The sequence below is a fragment of the Bacillus kexueae genome, from assembly GCF_022809095.1.
Classification (GTDB): domain Bacteria; phylum Bacillota; class Bacilli; order Bacillales; family Aeribacillaceae; genus Bacillus_BZ; species Bacillus_BZ kexueae.
Map to the genome: position 1 here is coordinate 459,581 of NZ_JALAZE010000002.1, position 19,792 is coordinate 479,372.

General features: G+C 36.2%; 27 protein-coding genes, 1 tRNA gene and 2 riboswitches. Of the genes, 18 read left to right on the forward strand and 10 right to left on the reverse strand.

Going from position 1 to position 19,792, the window contains the following annotated elements; translation table 11 throughout:
- Nucleotides 1-78: 78 nt before the first annotated feature.
- The 3 genes from ML543_RS06505 to ML543_RS06515 all read left to right on the forward strand — a co-directional run bounded on the left by ML543_RS06505 (nt 79) and on the right by ML543_RS06515 (nt 2,679).
- The gene (locus tag ML543_RS06505; protein WP_243386333.1) at nt 79-1,194 is read left to right on the forward strand and encodes a M14 family metallopeptidase; all 1,116 of its coding nucleotides are present in this window, start codon (nt 79-81) and stop codon (nt 1,192-1,194) included.
- A gap of 73 nt (nt 1,195-1,267) precedes the next feature.
- Nucleotides 1,268-2,353: a YqgU-like beta propeller domain-containing protein gene (locus ML543_RS06510; RefSeq protein WP_243386334.1), complete on the forward strand. Its 1,086-nt coding sequence runs from the start codon at nt 1,268-1,270 to the stop codon at nt 2,351-2,353.
- Between the two features lie 5 nt (nt 2,354-2,358).
- Nucleotides 2,359-2,679 carry an MTH1187 family thiamine-binding protein gene (locus ML543_RS06515; protein WP_243386335.1) on the forward strand — a complete coding sequence of 107 codons (321 nt, stop codon included), beginning with the start codon at nt 2,359-2,361 and terminating at the stop codon, nt 2,677-2,679.
- Nucleotides 2,680-2,744: 65 nt separating this feature from the next.
- On the opposite strand, the gene ML543_RS06520 is transcribed toward ML543_RS06515, so the two are convergent.
- Complete coding sequence (locus ML543_RS06520) at nt 2,745-2,918, reverse strand: DUF2759 domain-containing protein (RefSeq protein ID WP_243386336.1); 174 nt, start codon at nt 2,916-2,918, stop codon at nt 2,745-2,747.
- A 67-nt stretch (nt 2,919-2,985) separates the two neighbouring features.
- Complete coding sequence (locus tag ML543_RS06525) at nt 2,986-3,462, reverse strand: hypothetical protein (protein WP_243386337.1); 477 nt, start codon at nt 3,460-3,462, stop codon at nt 2,986-2,988.
- Nucleotides 3,463-3,573: 111 nt separating this feature from the next.
- Between ML543_RS06525 and ML543_RS06530 the strand changes: the two genes are divergently transcribed.
- Both ML543_RS06530 and ML543_RS06535 read left to right on the forward strand, forming a co-directional pair.
- Nucleotides 3,574-4,212, forward strand: coding sequence for an MBL fold metallo-hydrolase (locus ML543_RS06530; RefSeq protein WP_243386338.1), 639 nt, complete (start codon nt 3,574-3,576; stop codon nt 4,210-4,212).
- Between the two features lie 2 nt (nt 4,213-4,214).
- The gene (locus ML543_RS06535) at nt 4,215-5,303 is read left to right on the forward strand and encodes an SAM-dependent methyltransferase (protein ID WP_243386339.1); all 1,089 of its coding nucleotides are present in this window, start codon (nt 4,215-4,217) and stop codon (nt 5,301-5,303) included.
- Between the two features lie 66 nt (nt 5,304-5,369).
- Here ML543_RS06535 and ML543_RS06540 read toward each other — a convergent pair whose 3' ends face one another.
- Both ML543_RS06540 and ML543_RS06545 read right to left on the reverse strand, forming a co-directional pair.
- Nucleotides 5,370-5,615, reverse strand: a complete 246-nt coding sequence (locus ML543_RS06540) for a DUF2626 domain-containing protein (RefSeq protein ID WP_243386340.1) — start codon at nt 5,613-5,615, stop codon at nt 5,370-5,372.
- Between the two features lie 152 nt (nt 5,616-5,767).
- Nucleotides 5,768-5,842, reverse strand: a tRNA-Gln gene (locus tag ML543_RS06545).
- Nucleotides 5,843-6,016: 174 nt separating this feature from the next.
- Between ML543_RS06545 and comGA the strand changes: the two genes are divergently transcribed.
- From comGA to ML543_RS06585, 8 genes are all read left to right on the forward strand, one after another.
- Complete coding sequence (comGA, locus tag ML543_RS06550; protein ID WP_243386341.1) at nt 6,017-7,087, forward strand: competence type IV pilus ATPase ComGA; 1,071 nt, start codon at nt 6,017-6,019, stop codon at nt 7,085-7,087.
- On the forward strand, nt 7,074-8,105 hold the full coding sequence (gene comGB / locus ML543_RS06555; protein WP_243386342.1) for a competence type IV pilus assembly protein ComGB: 1,032 nt from the start codon (nt 7,074-7,076) through the stop codon (nt 8,103-8,105). Before comGA ends, comGB begins: the two co-directional genes overlap by 14 nt.
- Nucleotides 8,106-8,115: 10 nt before the next feature.
- A complete protein-coding gene (comGC, locus tag ML543_RS06560; RefSeq protein WP_243386343.1) occupies nt 8,116-8,418 on the forward strand; it encodes a competence type IV pilus major pilin ComGC in 303 nt (100 codons plus the stop codon).
- Entirely contained in the window at nt 8,415-8,861 is a 447-nt protein-coding gene (gene comGD, locus ML543_RS06565; protein ID WP_243386344.1) for a competence type IV pilus minor pilin ComGD, read from the forward strand. Before comGC ends, comGD begins: the two co-directional genes overlap by 4 nt.
- A 209-nt stretch (nt 8,862-9,070) precedes the next feature.
- Nucleotides 9,071-9,595 (forward strand): competence type IV pilus minor pilin ComGF, encoded by a 525-nt coding sequence (gene comGF / locus ML543_RS06570; protein WP_243386345.1) that lies wholly within the window; start codon nt 9,071-9,073, stop codon nt 9,593-9,595.
- Nucleotides 9,588-9,956, forward strand: coding sequence for a competence type IV pilus minor pilin ComGG (gene comGG / locus ML543_RS06575; protein WP_243386346.1), 369 nt, complete (start codon nt 9,588-9,590; stop codon nt 9,954-9,956). Before comGF ends, comGG begins: the two co-directional genes overlap by 8 nt.
- 51 nt (nt 9,957-10,007) lie before the next feature.
- Nucleotides 10,008-10,529, forward strand: a complete 522-nt coding sequence (locus ML543_RS06580) for a shikimate kinase (protein WP_243386347.1) — start codon at nt 10,008-10,010, stop codon at nt 10,527-10,529.
- 25 nt (nt 10,530-10,554) lie between these two features.
- Nucleotides 10,555-10,737, forward strand: a complete 183-nt coding sequence (locus tag ML543_RS06585; protein WP_243386348.1) for a YqzE family protein — start codon at nt 10,555-10,557, stop codon at nt 10,735-10,737.
- 50 nt (nt 10,738-10,787) lie between these two features.
- Here the strand turns inward: ML543_RS06585 and ML543_RS06590 are convergent, their stop codons facing one another.
- Together ML543_RS06590 and ML543_RS06595 are read right to left on the reverse strand one after the other, a co-directional pair.
- Nucleotides 10,788-11,105 carry a DUF3889 domain-containing protein gene (locus ML543_RS06590; protein WP_243386349.1) on the reverse strand — a complete coding sequence of 106 codons (318 nt, stop codon included), beginning with the start codon at nt 11,103-11,105 and terminating at the stop codon, nt 10,788-10,790.
- 42 nt (nt 11,106-11,147) lie between these two features.
- A complete protein-coding gene (locus tag ML543_RS06595) occupies nt 11,148-11,516 on the reverse strand; it encodes a helix-turn-helix domain-containing protein (protein ID WP_243386350.1) in 369 nt (122 codons plus the stop codon).
- 220 nt (nt 11,517-11,736) lie between these two features.
- Here ML543_RS06595 and tapA point away from each other — a divergent pair, with 220 nt between their 5' ends.
- The 4 genes from tapA to ML543_RS06615 all read left to right on the forward strand — a co-directional run bounded on the left by tapA (nt 11,737) and on the right by ML543_RS06615 (nt 14,563).
- A complete protein-coding gene (gene tapA / locus ML543_RS06600; protein ID WP_243386351.1) occupies nt 11,737-12,588 on the forward strand; it encodes an amyloid fiber anchoring/assembly protein TapA in 852 nt (283 codons plus the stop codon).
- Nucleotides 12,554-13,138: a signal peptidase I SipW gene (sipW, locus tag ML543_RS06605; RefSeq protein WP_243386553.1), complete on the forward strand. Its 585-nt coding sequence runs from the start codon at nt 12,554-12,556 to the stop codon at nt 13,136-13,138. The genes tapA and sipW overlap by 35 nt, the downstream gene beginning before the upstream one ends.
- A gap of 84 nt (nt 13,139-13,222) precedes the next feature.
- Nucleotides 13,223-13,900: a TasA family protein gene (locus tag ML543_RS06610; protein ID WP_243386352.1), complete on the forward strand. Its 678-nt coding sequence runs from the start codon at nt 13,223-13,225 to the stop codon at nt 13,898-13,900.
- Between the two features lie 63 nt (nt 13,901-13,963).
- Nucleotides 13,964-14,563: an LPXTG cell wall anchor domain-containing protein gene (locus ML543_RS06615; RefSeq protein ID WP_243386353.1), complete on the forward strand. Its 600-nt coding sequence runs from the start codon at nt 13,964-13,966 to the stop codon at nt 14,561-14,563.
- A gap of 280 nt (nt 14,564-14,843) precedes the next feature.
- On the opposite strand, the gene ML543_RS06620 is transcribed toward ML543_RS06615, so the two are convergent.
- From ML543_RS06620 to ML543_RS06635, 4 genes are all read right to left on the reverse strand, one after another.
- A complete protein-coding gene (locus ML543_RS06620; protein WP_243386354.1) occupies nt 14,844-15,176 on the reverse strand; it encodes a helix-turn-helix domain-containing protein in 333 nt (110 codons plus the stop codon).
- Nucleotides 15,177-15,285: 109 nt separating this feature from the next.
- Entirely contained in the window at nt 15,286-15,414 is a 129-nt protein-coding gene (locus tag ML543_RS06625; RefSeq protein ID WP_279326571.1) for an anti-repressor SinI family protein, read from the reverse strand.
- A gap of 36 nt (nt 15,415-15,450) precedes the next feature.
- Nucleotides 15,451-15,536: riboswitch (cyclic di-GMP riboswitch) on the reverse strand.
- A 106-nt stretch (nt 15,537-15,642) separates the two neighbouring features.
- Nucleotides 15,643-16,443 (reverse strand): YqhG family protein, encoded by an 801-nt coding sequence (locus ML543_RS06630; protein WP_243386355.1) that lies wholly within the window; start codon nt 16,441-16,443, stop codon nt 15,643-15,645.
- Nucleotides 16,444-16,457: 14 nt separating this feature from the next.
- On the reverse strand, nt 16,458-18,107 hold the full coding sequence (locus ML543_RS06635) for a DEAD/DEAH box helicase (protein ID WP_243386356.1): 1,650 nt from the start codon (nt 18,105-18,107) through the stop codon (nt 16,458-16,460).
- A 295-nt stretch (nt 18,108-18,402) separates the two neighbouring features.
- A riboswitch (glycine riboswitch) is annotated at nt 18,403-18,490 on the forward strand.
- Nucleotides 18,491-18,677: 187 nt separating this feature from the next.
- On the opposite strand from ML543_RS06635, the gene gcvT reads away from it, so the two are divergent.
- On the forward strand, nt 18,678-19,781 hold the full coding sequence (gene gcvT / locus ML543_RS06640; RefSeq protein ID WP_243386357.1) for a glycine cleavage system aminomethyltransferase GcvT: 1,104 nt from the start codon (nt 18,678-18,680) through the stop codon (nt 19,779-19,781).
- Nucleotides 19,782-19,792: the final 11 nt, after the last annotated feature.

Genomic DNA, 19,792 nt, shown 5'->3' on the forward strand with positions numbered 1-19,792 from the left:
ATAACGTTTAATAAAAAATGTCTAACCCATCCCCTTTTTTTCATACATTTATTATGAGTGGAGAAAAGGGGTGTTTGGATGGAAATCTATTTAACAGAAAATTGCTCAATCAACACATTGGCCAATCATTTTCAACTTCCAGTAGAGCTTATTTTACAGTCGAATCCATTAGTGAACTCTTTAAATCTTGAAGAAGGTTCCACGCTTCATATTCCAGGTTGGAGGATCGATGGAACGGATTCATTTGAATCAATTAGGTTTGATTATCCTTATGATTTAAAAAAGGCTAAGTTGATGGAAACGCCTTTGATTCATCCGAAAGTGGAGTATGATTTTGATGCATTACAAAGAGATCTTCAATTATTAGAAGGGAACTTCCCGTTTATTCGAAAAAAAGAAATTGGAAAAAGTGTTTTAGGTTTACCAATCTATGAATTAATCATCGGAAATGGCCCGAAAAAAGTTCATATGAATGGTGCTTTTCATGCCAATGAGTGGATTACAACGGCAGTAATGATGAACTGGCTTGAAGACTATTTAATGATGATTGTGAAAGGCGATGTTTTTAATGGAAGGGAAGTAAGGAAGTTGTATGAGGAAGTAACACTTTCCTTTGTACCAATGGTCAATCCTGATGGTGTAAATCTTGTATTATGTCCAAGTCGCATTCCGGAAGATGTCCTTCAATCTGTAATTGTACTAAATGATGACAAAGAAGATTTTTCGCAGTGGAAGGCAAATATAAGAGGGGTAGATTTAAATAATCAATATCCAGCTTTTTGGGAAATCGAAAAAGAGAGAAAAATACCAAAATCCCCTGCTCCCCGCGATTTTCCGGGAAATGCCCCTTTAACTGAACCTGAAGCGATGGCGATGGCAATATTGGTTGAAGAGTCCAATTTTGACTGTGTAGCAGCATTTCATACACAAGGGGAAGAAATCTATTGGGGATATTTAAATTATGAACCAAAGCGTGCTGCTAAGATGGTTAATGAATTTAAACGGCTAAGTGGCTACAAGCCAGTGCGCAACATTGATAGTCATGCAGGATTTAGGGACTGGTTCGTTTACAAAAATCGTAAGCCTGGATTTACAGTTGAACTTGGAAGGGGAGTAAATCCGCTACCTCTATCACAGTACGATGAAATTTATGAGAAAAGTCACGGGATTTTTTGGTCCTTATTATATATGTAAGGAAGAAATTGAAACGTTTATATGGTAAGATACGTATATAAACATACAGAAATTGCAAGGTGAGGTTAAGTTGGTGAGAAAGGTATCTGTACTTCTTGTTATCTTTGCTTTTACACTTATTGCATGTGAATCTCATCAACTTCAAGAAGAAAAAAACGATCGGCACCAAGAAGAACAAGTAAAAAGAGAGATTCAAACAGCAGAAGTCGAAGCTAATTTTTTTCAACAAGTCGTTAGTTGGTTTGAAGATGACTCTATTCTCTACATAAACAATACGTCAGATGGAGCAGAGCTCGTTCAATTTAATTTGTACGATGGAACCTCAACCATTTTCTTTCAAACAAATTACCCAATTGTTCAAGTAATTCCCAATCAAAACTTTGAACTTTTTTACATTCAAACGAGTCCATCAAGTTATGAAGCAACGATGTACATTGTTGATAAGGAAGGAGAAACCCTTTTTGAAAAATCCTTTAGCTCTTATGATGTTTTTTTACGATGGAGTCCGTATTCTGAAAGCCAATTCATATTAACGAAATTCTATGAAGACTGGACTTTTGATACCGTCTTGTTTGACATTGTTAAAGGAATGGAAATAGAAAATGTGGTAAATGTCCCATTTATGGAATGGGCGGCGCTACATAAGGTGTCTTATATTGATTGGAATAGTGATGAACCTGAATTAAGTGCTCCATTATATGTGAAGGACATACAGACGAAAGAGACGAAAAAGATTGCTGATAATGTCATAGGGCATGCGTATACACCAAATCATTTCGTTCTATTACAGGAGTATCAAGATAAGAGTGCTTCAGGTCGTCTTTCCATTTGGGACATTACTGCCGAAAAGGTAGTGAGGGAATTTGAAGTACCCCTCATTGCTCAATATTCACAATGGCTTTTCCCGTATTACGAAATTTCGTCAGAATCAGAAGAGTTTTATACTTTTGTTCCGGCTGATATAATGAATGAGAACCCCTCTTTTCATTTGAAGCGATATGATTTAAATACAGGTGAGGAGACAACCATCTTAACGAATGTTTTGAACGAACCGATTCTGTTATCTCCTAACGGTGAATATATTCTTTACGGTTATCGTTTCGAAAAAGTTGTCGACCTAAATGAAAAGAGTGTCATACCAATAATTGAAGAAAGGTGAAGACCATGGCAATCGTTGACATTACCATTATTCCTCTTGGAACAGATACGCCTAGCGTAAGCAAATATGTTGCAAACATTCAAAACATCCTAAAGCAGTATGAAGATAAAGGTGTCATTAAGTATCGATTAACTCCGATGAGTACAATTATTGAAGGGGAACTCAGTCACTTATTTGAAGTTATCCAACATATACATGAATCCCCTTTTGCAGAGGGAGCTCTTCGCGTCGCAACCAATATTCGTATTGACGACCGACGAGATCGAACATCTTCTATGGATGGTAAGTTACAAAGTGTTCAAAAGCATTTACGTAGTGAAGAATAAGATAACTCCTTTTCGGGTGAAATAAAAAAGCGCATTGCTCAAATGAATTGAGCAATGCGCTTTTTTTAGTGAGCAGTTGGATAGCCGTGGTAGATAAATGTCATAACAGTAAACCAACCAAAAACAGCTACAGTTCCAAATGCGAATAAAAAGCCAAGGATGTTCTTTTCTTTTAAAGTACGGAATATAGCAAAAATCCCGAGCAATGTTACTAATGTGAAAATAATGACTAAGCCCATTTATAAGCCCCCCTTACTATGTAAATTGAAGGAAACGATAAACCTATAGAAAGACTCCACTAATATTTTAATCGCTTTCTTTTATTTTGTCGAGGTAATATACAATCTTTCCGTTATAGGCTGTGGCAATTTTTTGAACAAGAGGAACGAAATATTGGTCGATGTAATAAGTTTGTCCATCATGCGCAATTAAATAATCAGTTAGTTGAAGAAGGGTCATTTCATAGTCGGTTTCATCAAAGTTTGTGAATTGAAAAGGGACTACGTTGTTTGCGTATAAAAATTGGTTTTGAAATAAAGAAGTAAATCCGTATTCATTCCATAGGGTGAGCGGTTTAGGATCGTTTAATACATAAAGTTTGTGTAATTCTTCAAAACCATTTAACTCATTCACATAAGTTAATACGACATCAAGTTTATTTTCATCCAGCGTGATTAACATGAACTCAGATGCATCATCTAGTGAGAGGTCGTTTACTAAAGTTGGCAGAGAGGAAATAGATAGGAATTCTTCGGTTACTTCAACTCCGTAAGCGTAAGTCATGAAACACCCTCCTTTTGACGGAATAGAAAAATGCAGGTATGATGTTTGTACAATCAGTTTAATACATAAAGTGTAATGAAAAAATGCGGAAATGACAATGAGGTGAGAAAAATGGAATGGAAAAGAATTCCTTTAGGTCCGTTGCAAACGAATGCGTATGTGGTGATAAAGGGAAAAGACTGTGTTCTTTTCGACCCTGGGAGTGAAGGAGAAAAGGTCATTGAATTTATTGATTCTCTTGGATTAAAACCGCACGCAATTTTATTAACGCATGCTCATTTTGATCATATTGGTGGAGTGGACGTTGTTCGTGAGAAATATCAGATTCCTGTATATATTCATGTAAATGAAAAGGATTGGCTATCCGATTCTAGTTTAAATGGTTCAATTTTCTTCATGGGAAGTGGCATTGCGGTAAAAGAAGCTAATCACCTTATTGAAAACGAAGGTGAGCTGCAAGTAGGACCTTTCCAATTCTCTGTTTTGGAAACACCTGGACATTCACCGGGGAGTGTTTCATATTATTCAGAGGAAGCGGAAGCAGTTATTTCGGGTGATACGCTATTTCAAGGAAGCATCGGAAGGACTGATTTACCAGGGGGGGACCATCAACAACTAATGAGAAGCATTGATGAAAAGCTCCTTTCCTTACCAGAAGAAACCGCTGTGTTACCTGGGCATGGGATGGAAACGACCTTAATAGATGAAATGGAAACGAATCCATTTTTAAACGGATTCTCATTAGGTTAAAAATGAAAGACCGTATTGTTAAGGAATTGGAGAGACATGGCGGTAAACTTACATACGCTCAGTATATGAAAATGGTCTTATATGATGAAGAAATTGGCTATTATCAACAAGAGCGTGAGAAAATTGGAAAAAAGGGAGACTTCATAACAACTAGCCATTATTCTACACTGTATGGATGGTGTGTTTACAAATGGTTTCAACATCTCGTTAAAGAAGAGGTGATACCTCCTGTTTTTGTTGAGCTTGGTCCTGGGGATGGTGCCTTCCTTCGGTCCTTTTACGATGCTTGGGAAGATGACGAAGAGAGATTTCCCTTCACGTGTTACGTAGTGGAAAAAAGTAACAATCATCAAAAACTTATACGAGAAAAACTACCCTATAACAACTTAACTATCGTAGAGGATTTCATGCCACTTCCACCGTTAAAGGGTTTGGTGTTTTCAAATGAGTTATGGGATGCACTACCTGTTCACGTGCTTGAAAAACATGGCGAGAAAATTTACGAAGTATTTATTCGCTTAAATGAATCTTCATCTTTGGAAGAGATTAGGATTCCAATAACCAATTCTAACTTAATTGATTTAATTAATCGAAACTGTATCTCGATCAAAGAAGGTCATCGTTTAGAAGTCTCACTTGAAATGTTGGATTTGCTAAAAGAATTAAATGAAAAAATAACTGGCCTCTTCGTTACAGTTGATTACGGGTATAAGGAAGAAGAGTTTAATCAACCTTACTTAAAAGATGGGACTTTGAGAGGTTATTACCGTCATAAACTCATCAGAAATCCTTTGTCCTACCCATTTAAAATGGACCTTACATCACATGTAAACTTTAGCTTGTACGAAAAGGCATTAGCTCATTTAGGTTGGGATTTAGCTTATGAACATCGTCAAGCAAAGTTCTTACTTGATTTAGGAATAATTAATTATTTAAAAAGTGAAGATTGTTCCAACCCTTTTTCACAAGTAGCGAAGCAAAATCGAATGATTCGCACGTTACTGATGGGCGGACATATTAGTGAATCTTTTTCCGTTTTCATACATTCAAAAGGAGTCCAATTTCAACAAGACCGGTTATTTTCATCGTAGAAAATAAAAAAACAAAAAAGGGCGCCAGAATTGTCATTACGAAAATGACTTCTGGACAGCCCTTTTTTAGTGACCCCCTTGTCCTGGAATCATCATAAATGTTGACCAGTATGTAAAGCCAACGAAGAAGATTGTTAAATAGGCACCGAAAATATAGATATACATACGCTCAGATAACTTAAGATAGGATAAGAGCACAAAAAATCCAGTTTGACCAAAGAATAGTAAAGCAGCTGTAGGCATATGTCCTAAATAAAACATTACAGCGAAAATCCCTGTCCAAAATCCAAGGACGCGAAACATGCGATCCATAAAGTCTCCCTCCTTTGTCACAAATCAATCGCTTTTTTTATTATAAAGTACCGCAATACCGATTGTAAATATACCGTTTACATTACATTTCATTTCCATTCAAAAATTACTGATGTTGTAAAAAAATGTTCATAATTAGTTTGTTTAAAATATGGCTGGGCTAGCTGGATTCGAACCAGCGCATCACGGAGTCAAAGTCCGTTGCCTTACCGCTTGGCTATAGCCCAACGCTTAATAAATTTCTAAAAAAATAGATTTTACTTGATATTTTTGATCGAAAAATATGATTTTATTATAAGAAATATCCGTTTTTTTATACGTAATATCTGTAAATAATTATTTTTTTTCGATTCGCCTAACGACTTCTTCTTTTGTACAGTATTGATGGAGGTGAACGAAAAATGGTTTCAGTTGAACAATTTAGCGAACGATTGATAGACGAAGCATGTTTACAAAAAGCAACAGATATTCATATTATCCCAAAGGAAAAGCAAGTTGTAATTCAGTTTCGTATTGATGAAGAGATGATTTCGAAGTATTCAATCTCCAAGCAGCTAGGAGATCGATTCATCTCCCATTTAAAGTTTCTAGCCTCGATGGATATTGGTGAACAGCGCAGACCGCAAAACGGAGCTCTTTCATTTACAACGAAAAACAATGCCGTTCATTTACGGTTATCCACTTTACCTACAGTATATCATGAAAGCCTCGTCATTCGTATTTTACCGAATACTACGCCAAAGACATTTGAACAACTCTCACTTTTTCAACAGTCGACAAAGAAAATTTTGTCTTTTATCAATCACGCTCACGGATTAATTATATTTACTGGGCCTACTGGTTCAGGTAAAACCACCACATTATACTCTTTGTTACATTATGCGAAAAAGAACTTTAATCGCAATATCATTACATTAGAAGATCCAGTTGAAACGAAATCAGAAGAAGTTCTGCAAGTACAAGTCAATGAAAGGGCAGGCATAACGTATACAACAGGATTGAAGGCGATCTTAAGGCATGATCCAGATATTATAATGGTGGGAGAAATAAGGGATGCTGAAACTGCTAAGATTGCAGTTCGGGCGGCTTTGACAGGACATCTTGTTTTATCGACGATGCATACAAAAGATTCGGTAGGTGCAATTTATCGTTTGCTTGAATTCGGAGTACCGATTTCTGAGATTGAACAAACATTGATTGCGCTTATTGCTCAACGGCTCGTTCCGTTATCCTGCCCTTATTGTAACGGGAAATGCTCACCGTATTGCAAAGCATTACGAACAGTAAGGAGACTTGGGGTATATGAACTTTTGTATGGGAGAAATTTGCAAAAAGCGATTCAACAAGCGAGAGGGGAAGAGGTTTCGATTCAATACAAAAGGCTAAAAGATGTAATTAAAAAGGGGATTGCGTTAGGATTTCTTTATCCGTCTACGTATGAGAGATGGGTTGTTGAACATGAAGAAAAATAGATGGAAACTACATGATCAATCTCAGTTTTTGAAAAAATTAAGTGATTTATTATCTCAAGGTTATTCCTTAAATGAAGCCATTTCCTTTACGATGCTGCATCTTCCGAACGCTTTAAAACGCGATGCTTCGTATTGCGTGGAATTGTTAGCTCGAGGAGAGTCGTTCCGGATAGCATTAGAAGATCTAGGTTTTCATCGTAATGTATTAAGCTTTTTATTTTTCGCAGAAAATTACGGAGACATCAAAACTGCGTTAATGGAAAGTAGTCGACTATTAACCATTCAAGTTGAACAAACAGAAAAGGTGAAACAAGTCCTTAGGTACCCGCTCTTTCTCCTTTTATTCATGGGGTTTAATCTATACGCAGTGGAACTTGTAATTGCTCCACAATTTGAGGCGATGTACCAATCGATGAGCACCCAAGCATCATTCACTACTTTTCTTCTTTTGTCCGTATTTGATTTGGTGTTTTTTGGTTTTTTAGTTTTTGTTCTCGTTTGTATAATTGTCACCTTCTATTATTTTTTCTTTTTCCGCAAATTATCACCACATTCACAATTGAATGTTATTATTCGTGTGCCTTTCATTCGCAAGTTGTTCTCACTTTATAATAGCTACTATTTTTCATTTCAGATGAGCTTCTTATTAAAGGGGGGATTATCTATATATGAAAGTTTAACCTTATTTCAACAGCAACCGATGTTACCGCTCTATAAACATGAAGCAAATCATATGATTGAACAGTTAGCGGATGGAAAGAAATTTAGTGACATTTTAAGAGAGAGTCAGCTTTTTGAAAATGAAATTGCAGATGTCACTTATCATGGACAAGCAATCAGTAAATTAGATCGAGAATTATATACGTATAGCCAATTGGTTCTATCTCGGCTAGAACAGTCTATACTCAAGTGGACGAGGTATATTCAACCTATTGCCTTTATGATAATTGGAATACTCGTTTTAATCGTTTATTTATCAATCATGCTGCCCATGTATCAAATGATACAAACGATATAGGAGGGATTAGATGAAAAATGAAAATGGGTTTACACTTGTTGAAATGTTGGTCGTATTACTTGTCATTTCCATCTTACTCTTAATTACGATACCGAATATTGCTGAACAAAATGCAGCGATTAAAGATAAAGGGTGTGAGGGGTTGAAAAATATGGTTCAAGGCCAGGTCGTAGCATATGAAGTTGAACATAAAAAAATACCTACCGTACAAGATTTAAAAGATGGTAATTATATCGACGACAGTGACTTAAAATGCCCAAATGGAAAAACGTTAACGATCGATGCTGAAGGAAAAGTTTCTGAAACACCATGATTTCGGTTAAATCAGCGAAGGGTTTTACACTCGTTGAAAGCTTGATCGTTTTATCGATATTCCTTCTTTTGACATTATTTACTTGGTCAAATGGATCGGCTATTCATGAGAGAAAAGTAATTGAACAATTTTTTCGTCAATTCCAAAATGATTTGTATTATGCTCAACAATATGCAGCCGTTCATCGTGAAACAGTGTATGTTTTTGTTTCTCAGGATGATTCGTACTATCGAATTGATCGTGCTGCATTTAAAGGTTCATTGGTACAGACGAGTTATAACGAGGATATAGTTATTCGGCCAACAACAATGTCTCTGCCCATTACCTATTATCCGAATGGTTCAATCAAAAAAGGGGGCACCATTTTCATTGATTATAAAGAGGAAACCTATAAAATTGTGTTTACCATTGGGAATGGTAGATTCCGAGTGGAGAAATTGTAAGGGAGTATCATATGCAGAGTCAATTGTATCTTTTTTCCTTTGGTGTTTTGTGTTAGTAAGCTTGCTTCCACTTATGTCCAATATGTTACGGGGGGAGATTCGAACAGAGAAGGAAGTTAAGGCCTACCAAGTGTTAACAGAGCAATTGGAGCTATTTGCTTATGAACAAATTCAAAATGAAGGTGAGGTAAAAGTAGGACATTACATGTATGAACTTATATGGAATCGAGATGAAGAAACGATTGAGCTTTGTGTTAACGAGATTTCCGAAAAAGCGAAAAAGGTTTGTGGTTATTCTTTTTGAAGAAAGTGGCTATACTTTTACACAATTACTGTTTAGTTTAATGATAACTATTTTACTTCTATCAAGTCTCCCTTCTTTTTTATCGCTCATAGAGCGCATATCCACTCCTCCAAATGATTTGCACCCGTACGAATGGCAGCTCTTTATGATGGATATTTATGATGAACTAAAATTGGCGAACGATATCAAGGTGATTAATAATAAGTTGTATTACATGAAAAATGAAAATTCTTATTCAATTGGTCAATATGGGAATGTCCTTCGTTATCAAAAAAATGGGAGCGGTCATATCGTTTTGCTTCAAAATGTCAAAAATGCAGAATTTCAAAAGGTTAAGCAAGGTGTCCAAATTAAAGTTACTAGTCTACAGAATGTTGAGTATAAAGTAATGTTACGGACTTTCATCGGGAGTGAAATCATAAATGAATGAGAAAGGTTATGTTTATCCGTTCGCTCTTTTTATGACATTAATTTTTTTGTTAATTGCAATGGTGAATGCCAATATTCATATTCGGAATGAACGCTTTTTTGAAGATTCAAAGGAATATTATCGCCTTCGACTATTAACATTGAATGCGGTTCAATGCTCTCAAAAGAATTTAGAAAATGTATCTTACAAATCCTTTCAAACCCCGAATGGATCAGTTATGTATGAAATAAATCAGAAGAATGAAGGGTTATTGGACGTAAATATTAATATAGAGACGAGAAATGGAACATTTCGTTCGTTTTCATATCAATATGATGTAAAAAGTAAACAAATTGTAGGGTGGACGGACTATGAAAACTAATTGGATATGTGCTAATGTAAATAGGAATGGGATTGAAGAGGTGAACGGAAGGTGAAAACTATTTATTTAGTTGGCTTTATGGGGAGTGGAAAAACAACAATTGGTCGTATGCTGGCAGAATCACTCAACATACCTGTAGTAGATACCGATGAGGAAATTGTTCAGAAAGTACAAATGGACATACCAGCTATTTTTGAAAAATATGGGGAAGAATACTTTCGAGATGTTGAAGGGAGCTGCTTACGCTCTATTCCAACGCAAAACTTCATTGTCACTACAGGCGGGGGGATTATTACTCGTGATGAGAATATACAGTGGATGAGAGAACAAGGTCTCGTTATTTACTTAAAAGCGGATGTATCAGTTCTCGTAAAGAGGATTCAAAACGATGCCAATCGTCCATTGGCCAATAATAAATCAATAGAAGAGATTCGGGAGTTACATGAAAAAAGAAAAAGTCAATACGAAAAAGCTCATCTAGTTATAGACACTACAGATCGAACAACTAAAGAAGTTTTAGAGAAGGTTCTAACATGTATAAAGGAAAAGAGTAGCGGTGATACTAATTCATAACTAAGCTTACAAAGGTGTGAATATAGTGTCTACAAATGACTATCTTAAATTTATGACAGAACAAGTCGTGAAGTATATGGATACACCAAAAGCTGAACGGAAACAAATGAAAAAGAAGAAAAAAACTGAAAAAAGCCCACTGCTCTTTCGGTGGTTTGGGATATTACCGTACGCTATTGGAATGTCTGTGAAAAAAAAGAATAAGTAAAGGGAAGAGGTGCGAATGTATATTTAGCACCTCTTTTTTACGTCAATGATTTATGGTGATTTCAAAATTTGTATGCGTGATATTTCCCCTTTTTTATTTATGATAACGGTTGCATTAAGTTGCTTTTGTTTACCTGAATCACTAATGGTGACAACATAATGTTGAAGGGTCTGGTTGTCTTCTTTTTTATCCCACACCTTTTGAATAAATTGGATTTGTGCGAGAGGGTAGTATTTAGGGATTTCGTTCCTTAAGGCTGTTTCTGTTTCGCTTATCTCGTAAGCTTCTCCATAGCCTATGAAATGACCGAAAGGAATGTTTATCTGAGTAAAAGCCAGAATCAAAACAAGCAATAAGACTTTCAACATGATCACCGTCCTACAACGTAACATGAACATAATAAAGGAAGTTTATACGTCTTTTTTTAAGGATTGTTGAATTAGGAATTGTTGTACTTCATCTAATGTTAATCCTACAATCTTTGCTTCTGCTATTAATTGAACCCACTCCTTGTCCACTGTAATAGCTTCATTTCCTTCATTCAATATATTTTCCCCCTTTAGTTTTAAAACTGAATAATTAGGTGATTCATTTAGAAGCGAAAAGAGATCCAAGTCTAGAGCAGAGCAAATTCTTTGAAGGATTATTAAAGATGGATTTTGTTGAATGTTTCGTTCAATGGAACTTAAATAAGACTTTGATATTCCAGAACGGTGGGAGATTTCGGTAAGGGTTAATTCCATTTGCAGCCGTTTATAACGAATTTGATCACCTAGCATCACCCACTCCTTCATTAGATGTTGTTATTCATTATAAAGAACAAGTAGGGCGTTATAAAATACGAAATTATTAGTAAAAAGGAGATATTTCTTGATAACGAACGGAAATCGTTCTTTATAATGAAAAAATGGAGAATTTTCGTATTTTTCATTCTGTAAAATATGCCATATACTCATATTATTAGTTCGCTAAAAAGAACAGATGCAAGTGGAGGAGGGGATGACGATTCGGTTTAAAAGAACGCGAAAATATAAGGGGAAGAATCGAATACTTATCGTTAGCGTACAACTTTTCTCCATTGTGTATTTACTGTTGATGTTTGGAAGTTACCAAGTTAGTGGTACGAATGCATATTTCATTGATATTGAACGAACGTCAAACACTATATCAATATGCGCAAACTATGACCCAACTATAGGGTGTAATGAAGAACAAACAATTTGGGATAAAAGTTCACTTTCGTTCACCAGTGAAGCTTTTGAAGAGAAGAAGATTCAAGCGGTTATTCAAAATGGTCAGAATTCAGAAGACATGAGGGGAACGACTAAATATGAATTGTTCTATATTTCAAAAGGAAATCCGAAAAATGGGCAACTAGTTGAAGAAGGGGAAATTCCAGCACTCAAAGCGGGTGAAACATTTACGATTGTTGCTGACGCGATAAGAGGAGAAGGAAACTACATATTTAAAGCGTACCAACGACCAGAACACCCTGGAAAAGGTGAACTGTGGAGTGAACAATTAACGGTTACGATAGAGTCTTCGAATGGTACTTCTATTGAAGATTCTACAGAAAAGCAAGAATTGAAGTCTTTGGATGCTAATCCACCAACTACTGATCAGACTAAAATGCAAATCGAGATAGAAGAGATAAACGAAAAGGAGGAAGGAAAAGAAACAAACGAACAGAGTGAAAATGAAAACGATCCATTAAAGAACGATAAGATACCTCCAATAGTGGAAGGAAATGTTGAAGAGATACAGTCAGAACCGATAGAACCAATAGAAGATATAAAGGAGGAGACAAATGTTGAAAATGATAAGGAAGACTCAAGCACAGAAGGTCATTAAGTTCGTGAGAAACTTGCTGTTTGGAGTCTTGTTTGGGCTAATACTTGTTCTAACAATTAGTGTAATTTCAACAAGAGTCTCAGGGGGAGAACCTCAGCTATTCGGGTATCAATTGAAAACGGTCCTCTCAGGCTCTATGGAGCCTACTTTCGAGACTGGTTCGCTAATTGTAGTTAAAAAAGTGTTACAGAATGAAGCCCTTCAAGTTGGGGATATTATTACATTTCGAAAAGATGAACAAAATTTAGTCACACATCGGATCATAGAGGAATTGAAAACGGGAACTGCTACGAGCTATGTAACAAAAGGGGACAATGTGGAAGATGCTGATCCCACTCCGGTATTAGCGGACAATATAGTGGCAATATACACAGGTTTAACGATTCCGTATGCAGGATTTTTATTATCTTTTGCGAGCAGCAAAATAGGAACGGGGCTACTCCTATTGATTCCAGGAATTTTGCTTTTAATTTATGCAGCTTTTACGATATGGCAAGTGCTAAAAGAAATTGATGGTAAAACACATTCTGATAATAAAGCCTCACTTTAACAATTGGTTGCAAGCCATTGGCTTTCAATATAAACGACTACATACCTCGTAAACAAGAGGGATGAAAATTGAGGAGGAAAACAAATGGGGATGAAAAAGAAATTGAGCATGGGTGTTGTATCTGCTGCATTGGGGTTATCTCTTGTAGGAGGAGGAACATGGGCCGTCTTTAGTGATACGGAAGCTGCTACTGAAACGTATCAAGCGGGAATATTAGATCTCGTACTTAAAGAGAAAGATGGAAAAACCGATCTTCAAAGTGGCATTTTTACGAGTGATTTAAAAAATTTAAAACCTGGGGATAGCATTTCGGAAACCATTCGAGTGAAAAACAATGGAACATTATCGATTAAAGATGTCGTGGTAAAAGCCAACTATGATGGGTTTGTAGACGGAGGAGAAAACATAAATGGGGATGCCGATTTAGGCGCATTGAATAATGCTGATGACTTTGCTAAACAAATTCACGTACACATTACGGATGCAGCAGGAAATGTTTTATATAACGATACCTTAAAACGTTTTAGACAAGCGAGCGGTGACATAACAGATGGTACTAGAGATAAAAGTTTGCCAGTTTTACCGAATCCAGACTCTGATCCAGTCACCATTACACTAACGTTTAATTCGAAAGCGGATAACCGGTTTATGAATGATAAAATGAGTGTTAATTTTGAATTCATTGCTTCGCAATTTGACGGAACGGAATTCAAAGACGGAGACGATATTAATACGGAAAATGGTAGTCAAACACAAAATTAATCGTTTTGGAAGGCGGGTATAACCCGTCTTCTCTTCCATTACGTTTTGATAAAGGAGAGTTCTATGAATAGACCGGTAAAAATACTACTGCTTGTTGTTGTACTATTTATTATTTTGCCTGCAAGCCAGGCATATGGTGATGGAGAAGAAGTGGATTTAATTCTTTCTCCTGAAATCTTTCAAGTTGCAGCAACAAACTTAAAGCCGGGAGATACAGTGACGAAAGAACTTATTATTTCTAATGCAGGATCCCAATCGATTCATTATCATACAAATGCTGAAATGATTCAAGGGTCTAGAAAGTTTTTTAATGAACTTTTTGTTGAAATCAAATTGGAGGATCGATTGATATTCAACGGGAAGATACTAGATTTAAAACTGTTTGAACCACGTTCATTGGCTGTAAATGATTCTGAGAGACTCATGATAAAAGTGATTGTGCCTACAACATTAGGAAATGATTTTCAAGGTCTTGGGTGTGTGATTGAATGGTCATTTTATGCTGAATTTCAATCTGAATCTGTTATCGCTGCCTCAAATAATCTACCAATAGGGAATGAATTACCTAACACAGCAACGAATACAGCTCACACATTTTTAGTAGGTATTAGCCTCTTAGTTATAGGTATCTTAGTGTTGAAATGGAAACGGAAAGAAAGGTGATTTTTTTGCACAACCGTTCTTAATTAAGAACGTTCGAGGAGGAATTATGTACAAAAAGATATGTACGAAATGTTATCGACCTTCATTTAGCGCAAGTAAAGAGGAGAAGTGGATATGTCCTATTTGCTTGAAAGATTTGACAGGTTGTAAGGCGCTAAACCTATACGTTATAAACAATGTACTTCATAATATGTATTCAAGTCATTCGGACTTTGTTGTTGAACCACAAATTATGTTTCGTATATAAAAAACACTTCCTATTGTTAAGAAGTGTTCCCGTTTAGCGATTTTGGTTCATTTTCCATTTATTATATTCAAGGAATTTTTTAAACTCTTCTTTAGACACGCCTGAATTCATTGCTTCAACGACTAATTGTGTCCAATCTGAATCTAATTCAAGGTCATCAATATTGCTAGTTTGTTGTCTTAATAGATCATTTACCGGTACGTCTAAAACACTAGAAATTTTCTCAAGGAATTGAACAGAGGGGTTTTTTTGAATTTGTCTTTCGATAGAGCTTAAATAAGACTTCGCAACACCCGCTTTATCAGCTAACTCAGATAAAGATAAACCTCTTTCTGTTCTTAATTTTTTAATTCGTTCACCAATCATCTTTTCTCACCTTCCGTGCGATTTATAGCACAACTGTGCTTATTATAGCACAAAATACATGAGAAATCAGTATTGTGGTAAAAAAAGTAAATCTCTTCTGATTAGCGGATTATTCTTTTTCATTTGCCGGGTGTAAAAACTGTTTAATATCCTCTGGAGTCAAGCCAATTGATTTTGCTTCCTTAATTAGTTCAAACCATTCTTTATCTAAGTCCGGTCTCAATGTTGCAATTTCCATTATTCGCCCCTCCTAAAATACATATTTGTATGTATTTCAGGTAGCCCAGCCATCTTAGCGTTATCAACCTTAGATCTGAGGCTTTGCGTCCTTGCTTTTCAACAAGTTTGCCCTTTTCTGAATGAATTACTTAACTCCTTAATTGATTATACCAAGCGATTGAGGAGGAAAATGTGTAATTATGTCGATGGAATTTTGATTTTTATCGATTTTATGTGACATTTGTCCTTATTTCACCCATATGTTTTTAGGGGATAGGAAAAATATACCTCCACTGTGGATGTGTATGTCGATATATGGCTTGTAAAGTGTTCGAATTGCTTCCCGTTCAGAAAAATATAAATCTGGCTTTTCTTCTTCCGATTCATAAAAATGGTTCAATAACATCAGGTCACGATTCATTCGTTGAACTGCATCATTTCCCCATGAATGATTTTCTTTTGATATGAGATCGATAACGTATTGTTCGATTCTGTTTAACCCACTTTTCGGTTTAATTACAGGTGACATTGTAAAGCAGTAATCAGGAATTTTCGGAGTTAAAGGAAGCGAATCTAACTTTTCTTGAAAATTCTCAACGATTGTTCCACTTATCAAGTGAATGCCAATGGAGTGTAAGAAGTCCTTTTTTTTATCGCATACATAAGAGACGGTAACGTTAACACCAATCCAGGGATGAAGCGGGAGCTGTCCGTGTGTAACTTGACAATTTTCATATAATCGAATAAAGCCTCCAACTTTTTGAGCTGTTTGGAAGATTTGAAGCAGACGGGGAGAACCGAAATGAATCTGTTCCCCTTGGATATGAGGTGGAGTGATGGCAGGGTTTGTAATAAATGAAAGCTTCATTGGTTGCGGTTCCCCGCCAGTTTTTTCAAGATAATGCCAGTAGAAGGGGCGATTCATTAAGGCTTTATCCATTTCCACACTCAATTGAACGGTAAAATATCCAGTTCCATCTTCTAAAATATGACACTCATTTGCTTGGAAAAATCGTTTTAAATAATTTTTAATTTCAATTTGTTGCATCAAATCACTCCATTTTAAGCATCTTGTTGCTTCATTTGATAGCCATAATTCACAATAGAAGACAAGTTCTCCATTTTAATTTTGATTTCTCCATCAGAACGTGACGTAGCGATGATGTCTCGAATGTGTTCTTCAATATTTCCAATATCCAAATTTGTTAAAATATGATCAAGTTCACCCACTACACGCTCAAATAGCTGAATCTTCTCGATTAGAAGCTTTAAAATGTGTTCTTCAACAGTATTTTTTGTAGCCAAATTGTAGATGAAAACATCTTTTTCTTGCCCTAGTCGATGAATCCGTCCGATTCGTTGTTCAAGTCTCATCGGATTCCACGGTAGGTCATAATTAATGATGTGATGACAAAATTGTAGGTTAATTCCTTCCCCACCAGCTTCCGTTGCGATGAGGACTTGAGCATGCTGCTCAAACAGTTGCTTCATCCAATCTTTTTTTCCTCTTTTAAATCCACCACGAAATGGAACAGATGTAATGCCATGTTGCTTTAAAAACCATTGCAAATATAGTTGAGTTGCACGATATTCAGTAAAAATGATGACTTTATCTTGTATATGATTAATCAACTCGAGTGCTTTTTCCGCTTTTGTATTGCGGTCGACCTCATTAATTAAGTCGATGATCGGCTTTAACATATGGCTAGGTGTTTCTTCCTTTTCAAGCATTTTTTTAATCGACATGTAAACAGCTTCCCTGCTGGAACAGGCTTCACGTTGTAATGTCATGATGGCGAAGGCGTTTTGAAACAAGGAATTCGATTTAAGATTTGTTAAAGCATCATATAAGGCTTGTTCTTTGGGGGAAAACTCAATCACAATACTCTCGACATGCCGTTTTGTCCATTCTAATCCGGTATCCGTTCTCCGGTTTCGAATCATTACCTTATTAATTAATTCTTTTAAGTATTCATCTTGCTCTACGACACGACCTTTTGCAGAAAACACTTCTGAAAAATATTGCTCACTACCTAAATGTCCAGGTTTTAGAAGGGAAACTAGATTAAAAATTTCTTCAACACGGTTTTGGATAGGGGTTGCAGTTAGTAAAAGGCAGAACTTCTTTTTAATCGACTGGGCAAATTCATAGTTTTTCGTTTTTCTATTTTTTAATTTATGTGCTTCATCAATGATAACCATGTCATAATCCTGCTCTAAAATAATTTCCCGATGTGGAGTCCGTTTTGCAGTGTCTATCGAAGAAACAACGACATCGCATTGTTCCCAAACATATTTCTTCTTTTGTTCTACAGCTGGAATATAAAACTTTTCATTCAATTCCTTCACCCACTGGGAAACGAGGGATGCTGGGACGAGGATAAGAACTTTTTTGACAAGTTGTCTGATCATGTATTCTTTTAAAATAAGTCCGGCTTCTATTGTTTTTCCTAATCCAACTTCATCTGCTAAAATCGCCTTTCCGTTCATATGCTGAACGACTTGTTCTGCTACTTCCAATTGATGGGGGAGAGGTGTAAAATGCTCAAGGTGTTTAGGAGCAACCAAGCCCTCAAAGTTAGGAATGGATAAATGCATTGTTGCCGCATTTGCAAGCTTGTAGAGTTCCAAGCTTGTCCATGGTCCATCTGAATTGAGTTTTTGAAGGAATTCGTTCTGCCAATCTTCATTCATTCGAATTTCAACATTCATTTTTTGACAGCCCTTTCAAAATAAGTGTTATACAAAATATTGTTCTTAAATTATTAAAGTAGGGTTGAAATATACATAGAAAACTTATAAAATCTATATAAAACACGAACATTATATTTTGTAATCGTGTTTTTGTTAGTAAAAAAGTGCGTTGCTCATTCGGTTAGAACGTGGTAGGATGTAAATGAGTAAGAAATTTATTAAAATGCACAACTTTCTGTGTTATTCTGATAATAGTTTTGTCGAATTTGTCTTTTTTTTCTATTCTTACCATTAAACAAAAAAATATGTGCGAATGAGAACAAGGGGAGAGACTCTGTGATTGGAGCGCCGAAGGAGCAAACAAATGTGAATCTCTCAGGCAAAAAGACTCTTGTTTGACGCGACTCTGGAGAGAGTTTGTGCATAACAAACCACCAAAGAGGAAAACCTTCACTTGAAGGCAAACTTTCAGGTACCAGGACAGAGATGGGAAACACACGTTTCTTTTGTTATAAAGGACCGTGTTACTTATCTATGTCCTGGTTTTTTCTTTCTTCCAAACGAACATTTTAGCTAGGAGGATGAGTAATGACCGAATTGAAACGCACACCGTTATTTGAAATTTATGAAAAGTATGGAGCTAAGACGATTGACTTTGGTGGATGGGAGCTTCCGGTTCAGTTTTCTTCCATTAAAGAAGAGCATGAAGCAGTTCGTATGAAAGCAGGTCTATTTGATGTTTCCCATATGGGGGAGATTGTTGTAAAAGGTTCAGATAGTTTGGCCTATCTTCAAAAAATCGTGACAAATGATGTGTCAAAACTATCTGTCGGTGGTGCACAATATACAGCTATGTGTTATGAAAATGGTGGCACTGTTGATGATTTACTTGTATACATGCGAGATACAAACGATTATTTGTTAGTTGTTAACGCGTCTAACATTGAAAAAGATTATGATTGGATGATTTCGCATCAAGAGGGAGATGTGTCTATTGAGAATATATCATCGGATATGGCTCAGCTTGCTTTACAAGGACCGTTAGCACAAAAGGTTCTGCAAAAATTAGTGGACATTGATCTTTCTGAAATCAAGTTTTTCAAATTTAAAGATAAAGTAGCGATTGGAAATGTTCCTGCACTCGTATCTCGTACCGGTTATACAGGGGAAGATGGATTTGAAATCTATTGTCAAAAAGATGATGCCATTCAGTTGTGGGAAATGATATTAGAAGAAGGGAAAGAGGAGGGGATACTCCCTTGTGGTTTAGGAGCACGTGATACCCTTCGTTTTGAAGCGAACCTTGCTCTTTATGGGCAGGAGCTTTCGAAAGATATTACGCCTATTGAAGCTGGGATAGGCTTTGCGGTTAAAGTGGATAAAGAAGTAGCCTTTATTGGGCAAGAAGTTTTAAAGGAACAAAAAGAAAATGGACCTTCCCGTAAACTAGTTGGCATCGAAATGATTGATAAAGGTATTCCGCGACATGGTTACCCTGTATTTGTAGGTGAAGAAGAGATAGGTGTCATCACAACCGGAACACAGTCTCCAACGTTGAAGAAAAATGTAGGTTTAGCTTTAGTGAAAGTAGACTTTGCGAACTTAGATCAAGAATTAACAGTCCAAATTCGCAAAAAACGTTTAAAAGCAAAAGTCGTTCCTACTCCGTTTTATAAGCGTCCAAGAAACTAACGAATTGAGGT

Coding starts and splice junctions, on each gene's coding strand:
- ML543_RS06505 (WP_243386333.1), top strand. CDS start 79: ATGGAAATCTATTTAACAGAAAATTGCTCAATCAACACATTGGCCAAT.
- ML543_RS06515 (WP_243386335.1), top strand. CDS start 2,359: ATGGCAATCGTTGACATTACCATTATTCCTCTTGGAACAGATACGCCT.
- ML543_RS06520 (WP_243386336.1), bottom strand. CDS start 2,918: ATGGGCTTAGTCATTATTTTCACATTAGTAACATTGCTCGGGATTTTT.
- ML543_RS06525 (WP_243386337.1), bottom strand. CDS start 3,462: ATGACTTACGCTTACGGAGTTGAAGTAACCGAAGAATTCCTATCTATT.
- ML543_RS06530 (WP_243386338.1), top strand. CDS start 3,574: ATGGAATGGAAAAGAATTCCTTTAGGTCCGTTGCAAACGAATGCGTAT.
- ML543_RS06535 (WP_243386339.1), top strand. CDS start 4,215: ATGAAAGACCGTATTGTTAAGGAATTGGAGAGACATGGCGGTAAACTT.
- ML543_RS06540 (WP_243386340.1), bottom strand. CDS start 5,615: ATGGATCGCATGTTTCGCGTCCTTGGATTTTGGACAGGGATTTTCGCT.
- comGA (WP_243386341.1), top strand. CDS start 6,017: ATGGTTTCAGTTGAACAATTTAGCGAACGATTGATAGACGAAGCATGT.
- comGB (WP_243386342.1), top strand. CDS start 7,074: ATGAAGAAAAATAGATGGAAACTACATGATCAATCTCAGTTTTTGAAA.
- comGC (WP_243386343.1), top strand. CDS start 8,116: ATGAAAAATGAAAATGGGTTTACACTTGTTGAAATGTTGGTCGTATTA.
- comGD (WP_243386344.1), top strand. CDS start 8,415: ATGATTTCGGTTAAATCAGCGAAGGGTTTTACACTCGTTGAAAGCTTG.
- comGF (WP_243386345.1), top strand. CDS start 9,071: ATGAACTTATATGGAATCGAGATGAAGAAACGATTGAGCTTTGTGTTA.
- comGG (WP_243386346.1), top strand. CDS start 9,588: ATGAATGAGAAAGGTTATGTTTATCCGTTCGCTCTTTTTATGACATTA.
- ML543_RS06590 (WP_243386349.1), bottom strand. CDS start 11,105: ATGTTGAAAGTCTTATTGCTTGTTTTGATTCTGGCTTTTACTCAGATA.
- ML543_RS06595 (WP_243386350.1), bottom strand. CDS start 11,516: ATGCTAGGTGATCAAATTCGTTATAAACGGCTGCAAATGGAATTAACC.
- tapA (WP_243386351.1), top strand. CDS start 11,737: ATGACGATTCGGTTTAAAAGAACGCGAAAATATAAGGGGAAGAATCGA.
- sipW (WP_243386553.1), top strand. CDS start 12,554: ATGATAAGGAAGACTCAAGCACAGAAGGTCATTAAGTTCGTGAGAAAC.
- ML543_RS06610 (WP_243386352.1), top strand. CDS start 13,223: ATGGGGATGAAAAAGAAATTGAGCATGGGTGTTGTATCTGCTGCATTG.
- ML543_RS06615 (WP_243386353.1), top strand. CDS start 13,964: ATGAATAGACCGGTAAAAATACTACTGCTTGTTGTTGTACTATTTATT.
- ML543_RS06620 (WP_243386354.1), bottom strand. CDS start 15,176: ATGATTGGTGAACGAATTAAAAAATTAAGAACAGAAAGAGGTTTATCT.
- ML543_RS06625 (WP_279326571.1), bottom strand. CDS start 15,414: ATGGAAATTGCAACATTGAGACCGGACTTAGATAAAGAATGGTTTGAA.
- ML543_RS06630 (WP_243386355.1), bottom strand. CDS start 16,443: ATGCAACAAATTGAAATTAAAAATTATTTAAAACGATTTTTCCAAGCA.
- ML543_RS06635 (WP_243386356.1), bottom strand. CDS start 18,107: ATGAATGTTGAAATTCGAATGAATGAAGATTGGCAGAACGAATTCCTT.
- gcvT (WP_243386357.1), top strand. CDS start 18,678: ATGACCGAATTGAAACGCACACCGTTATTTGAAATTTATGAAAAGTAT.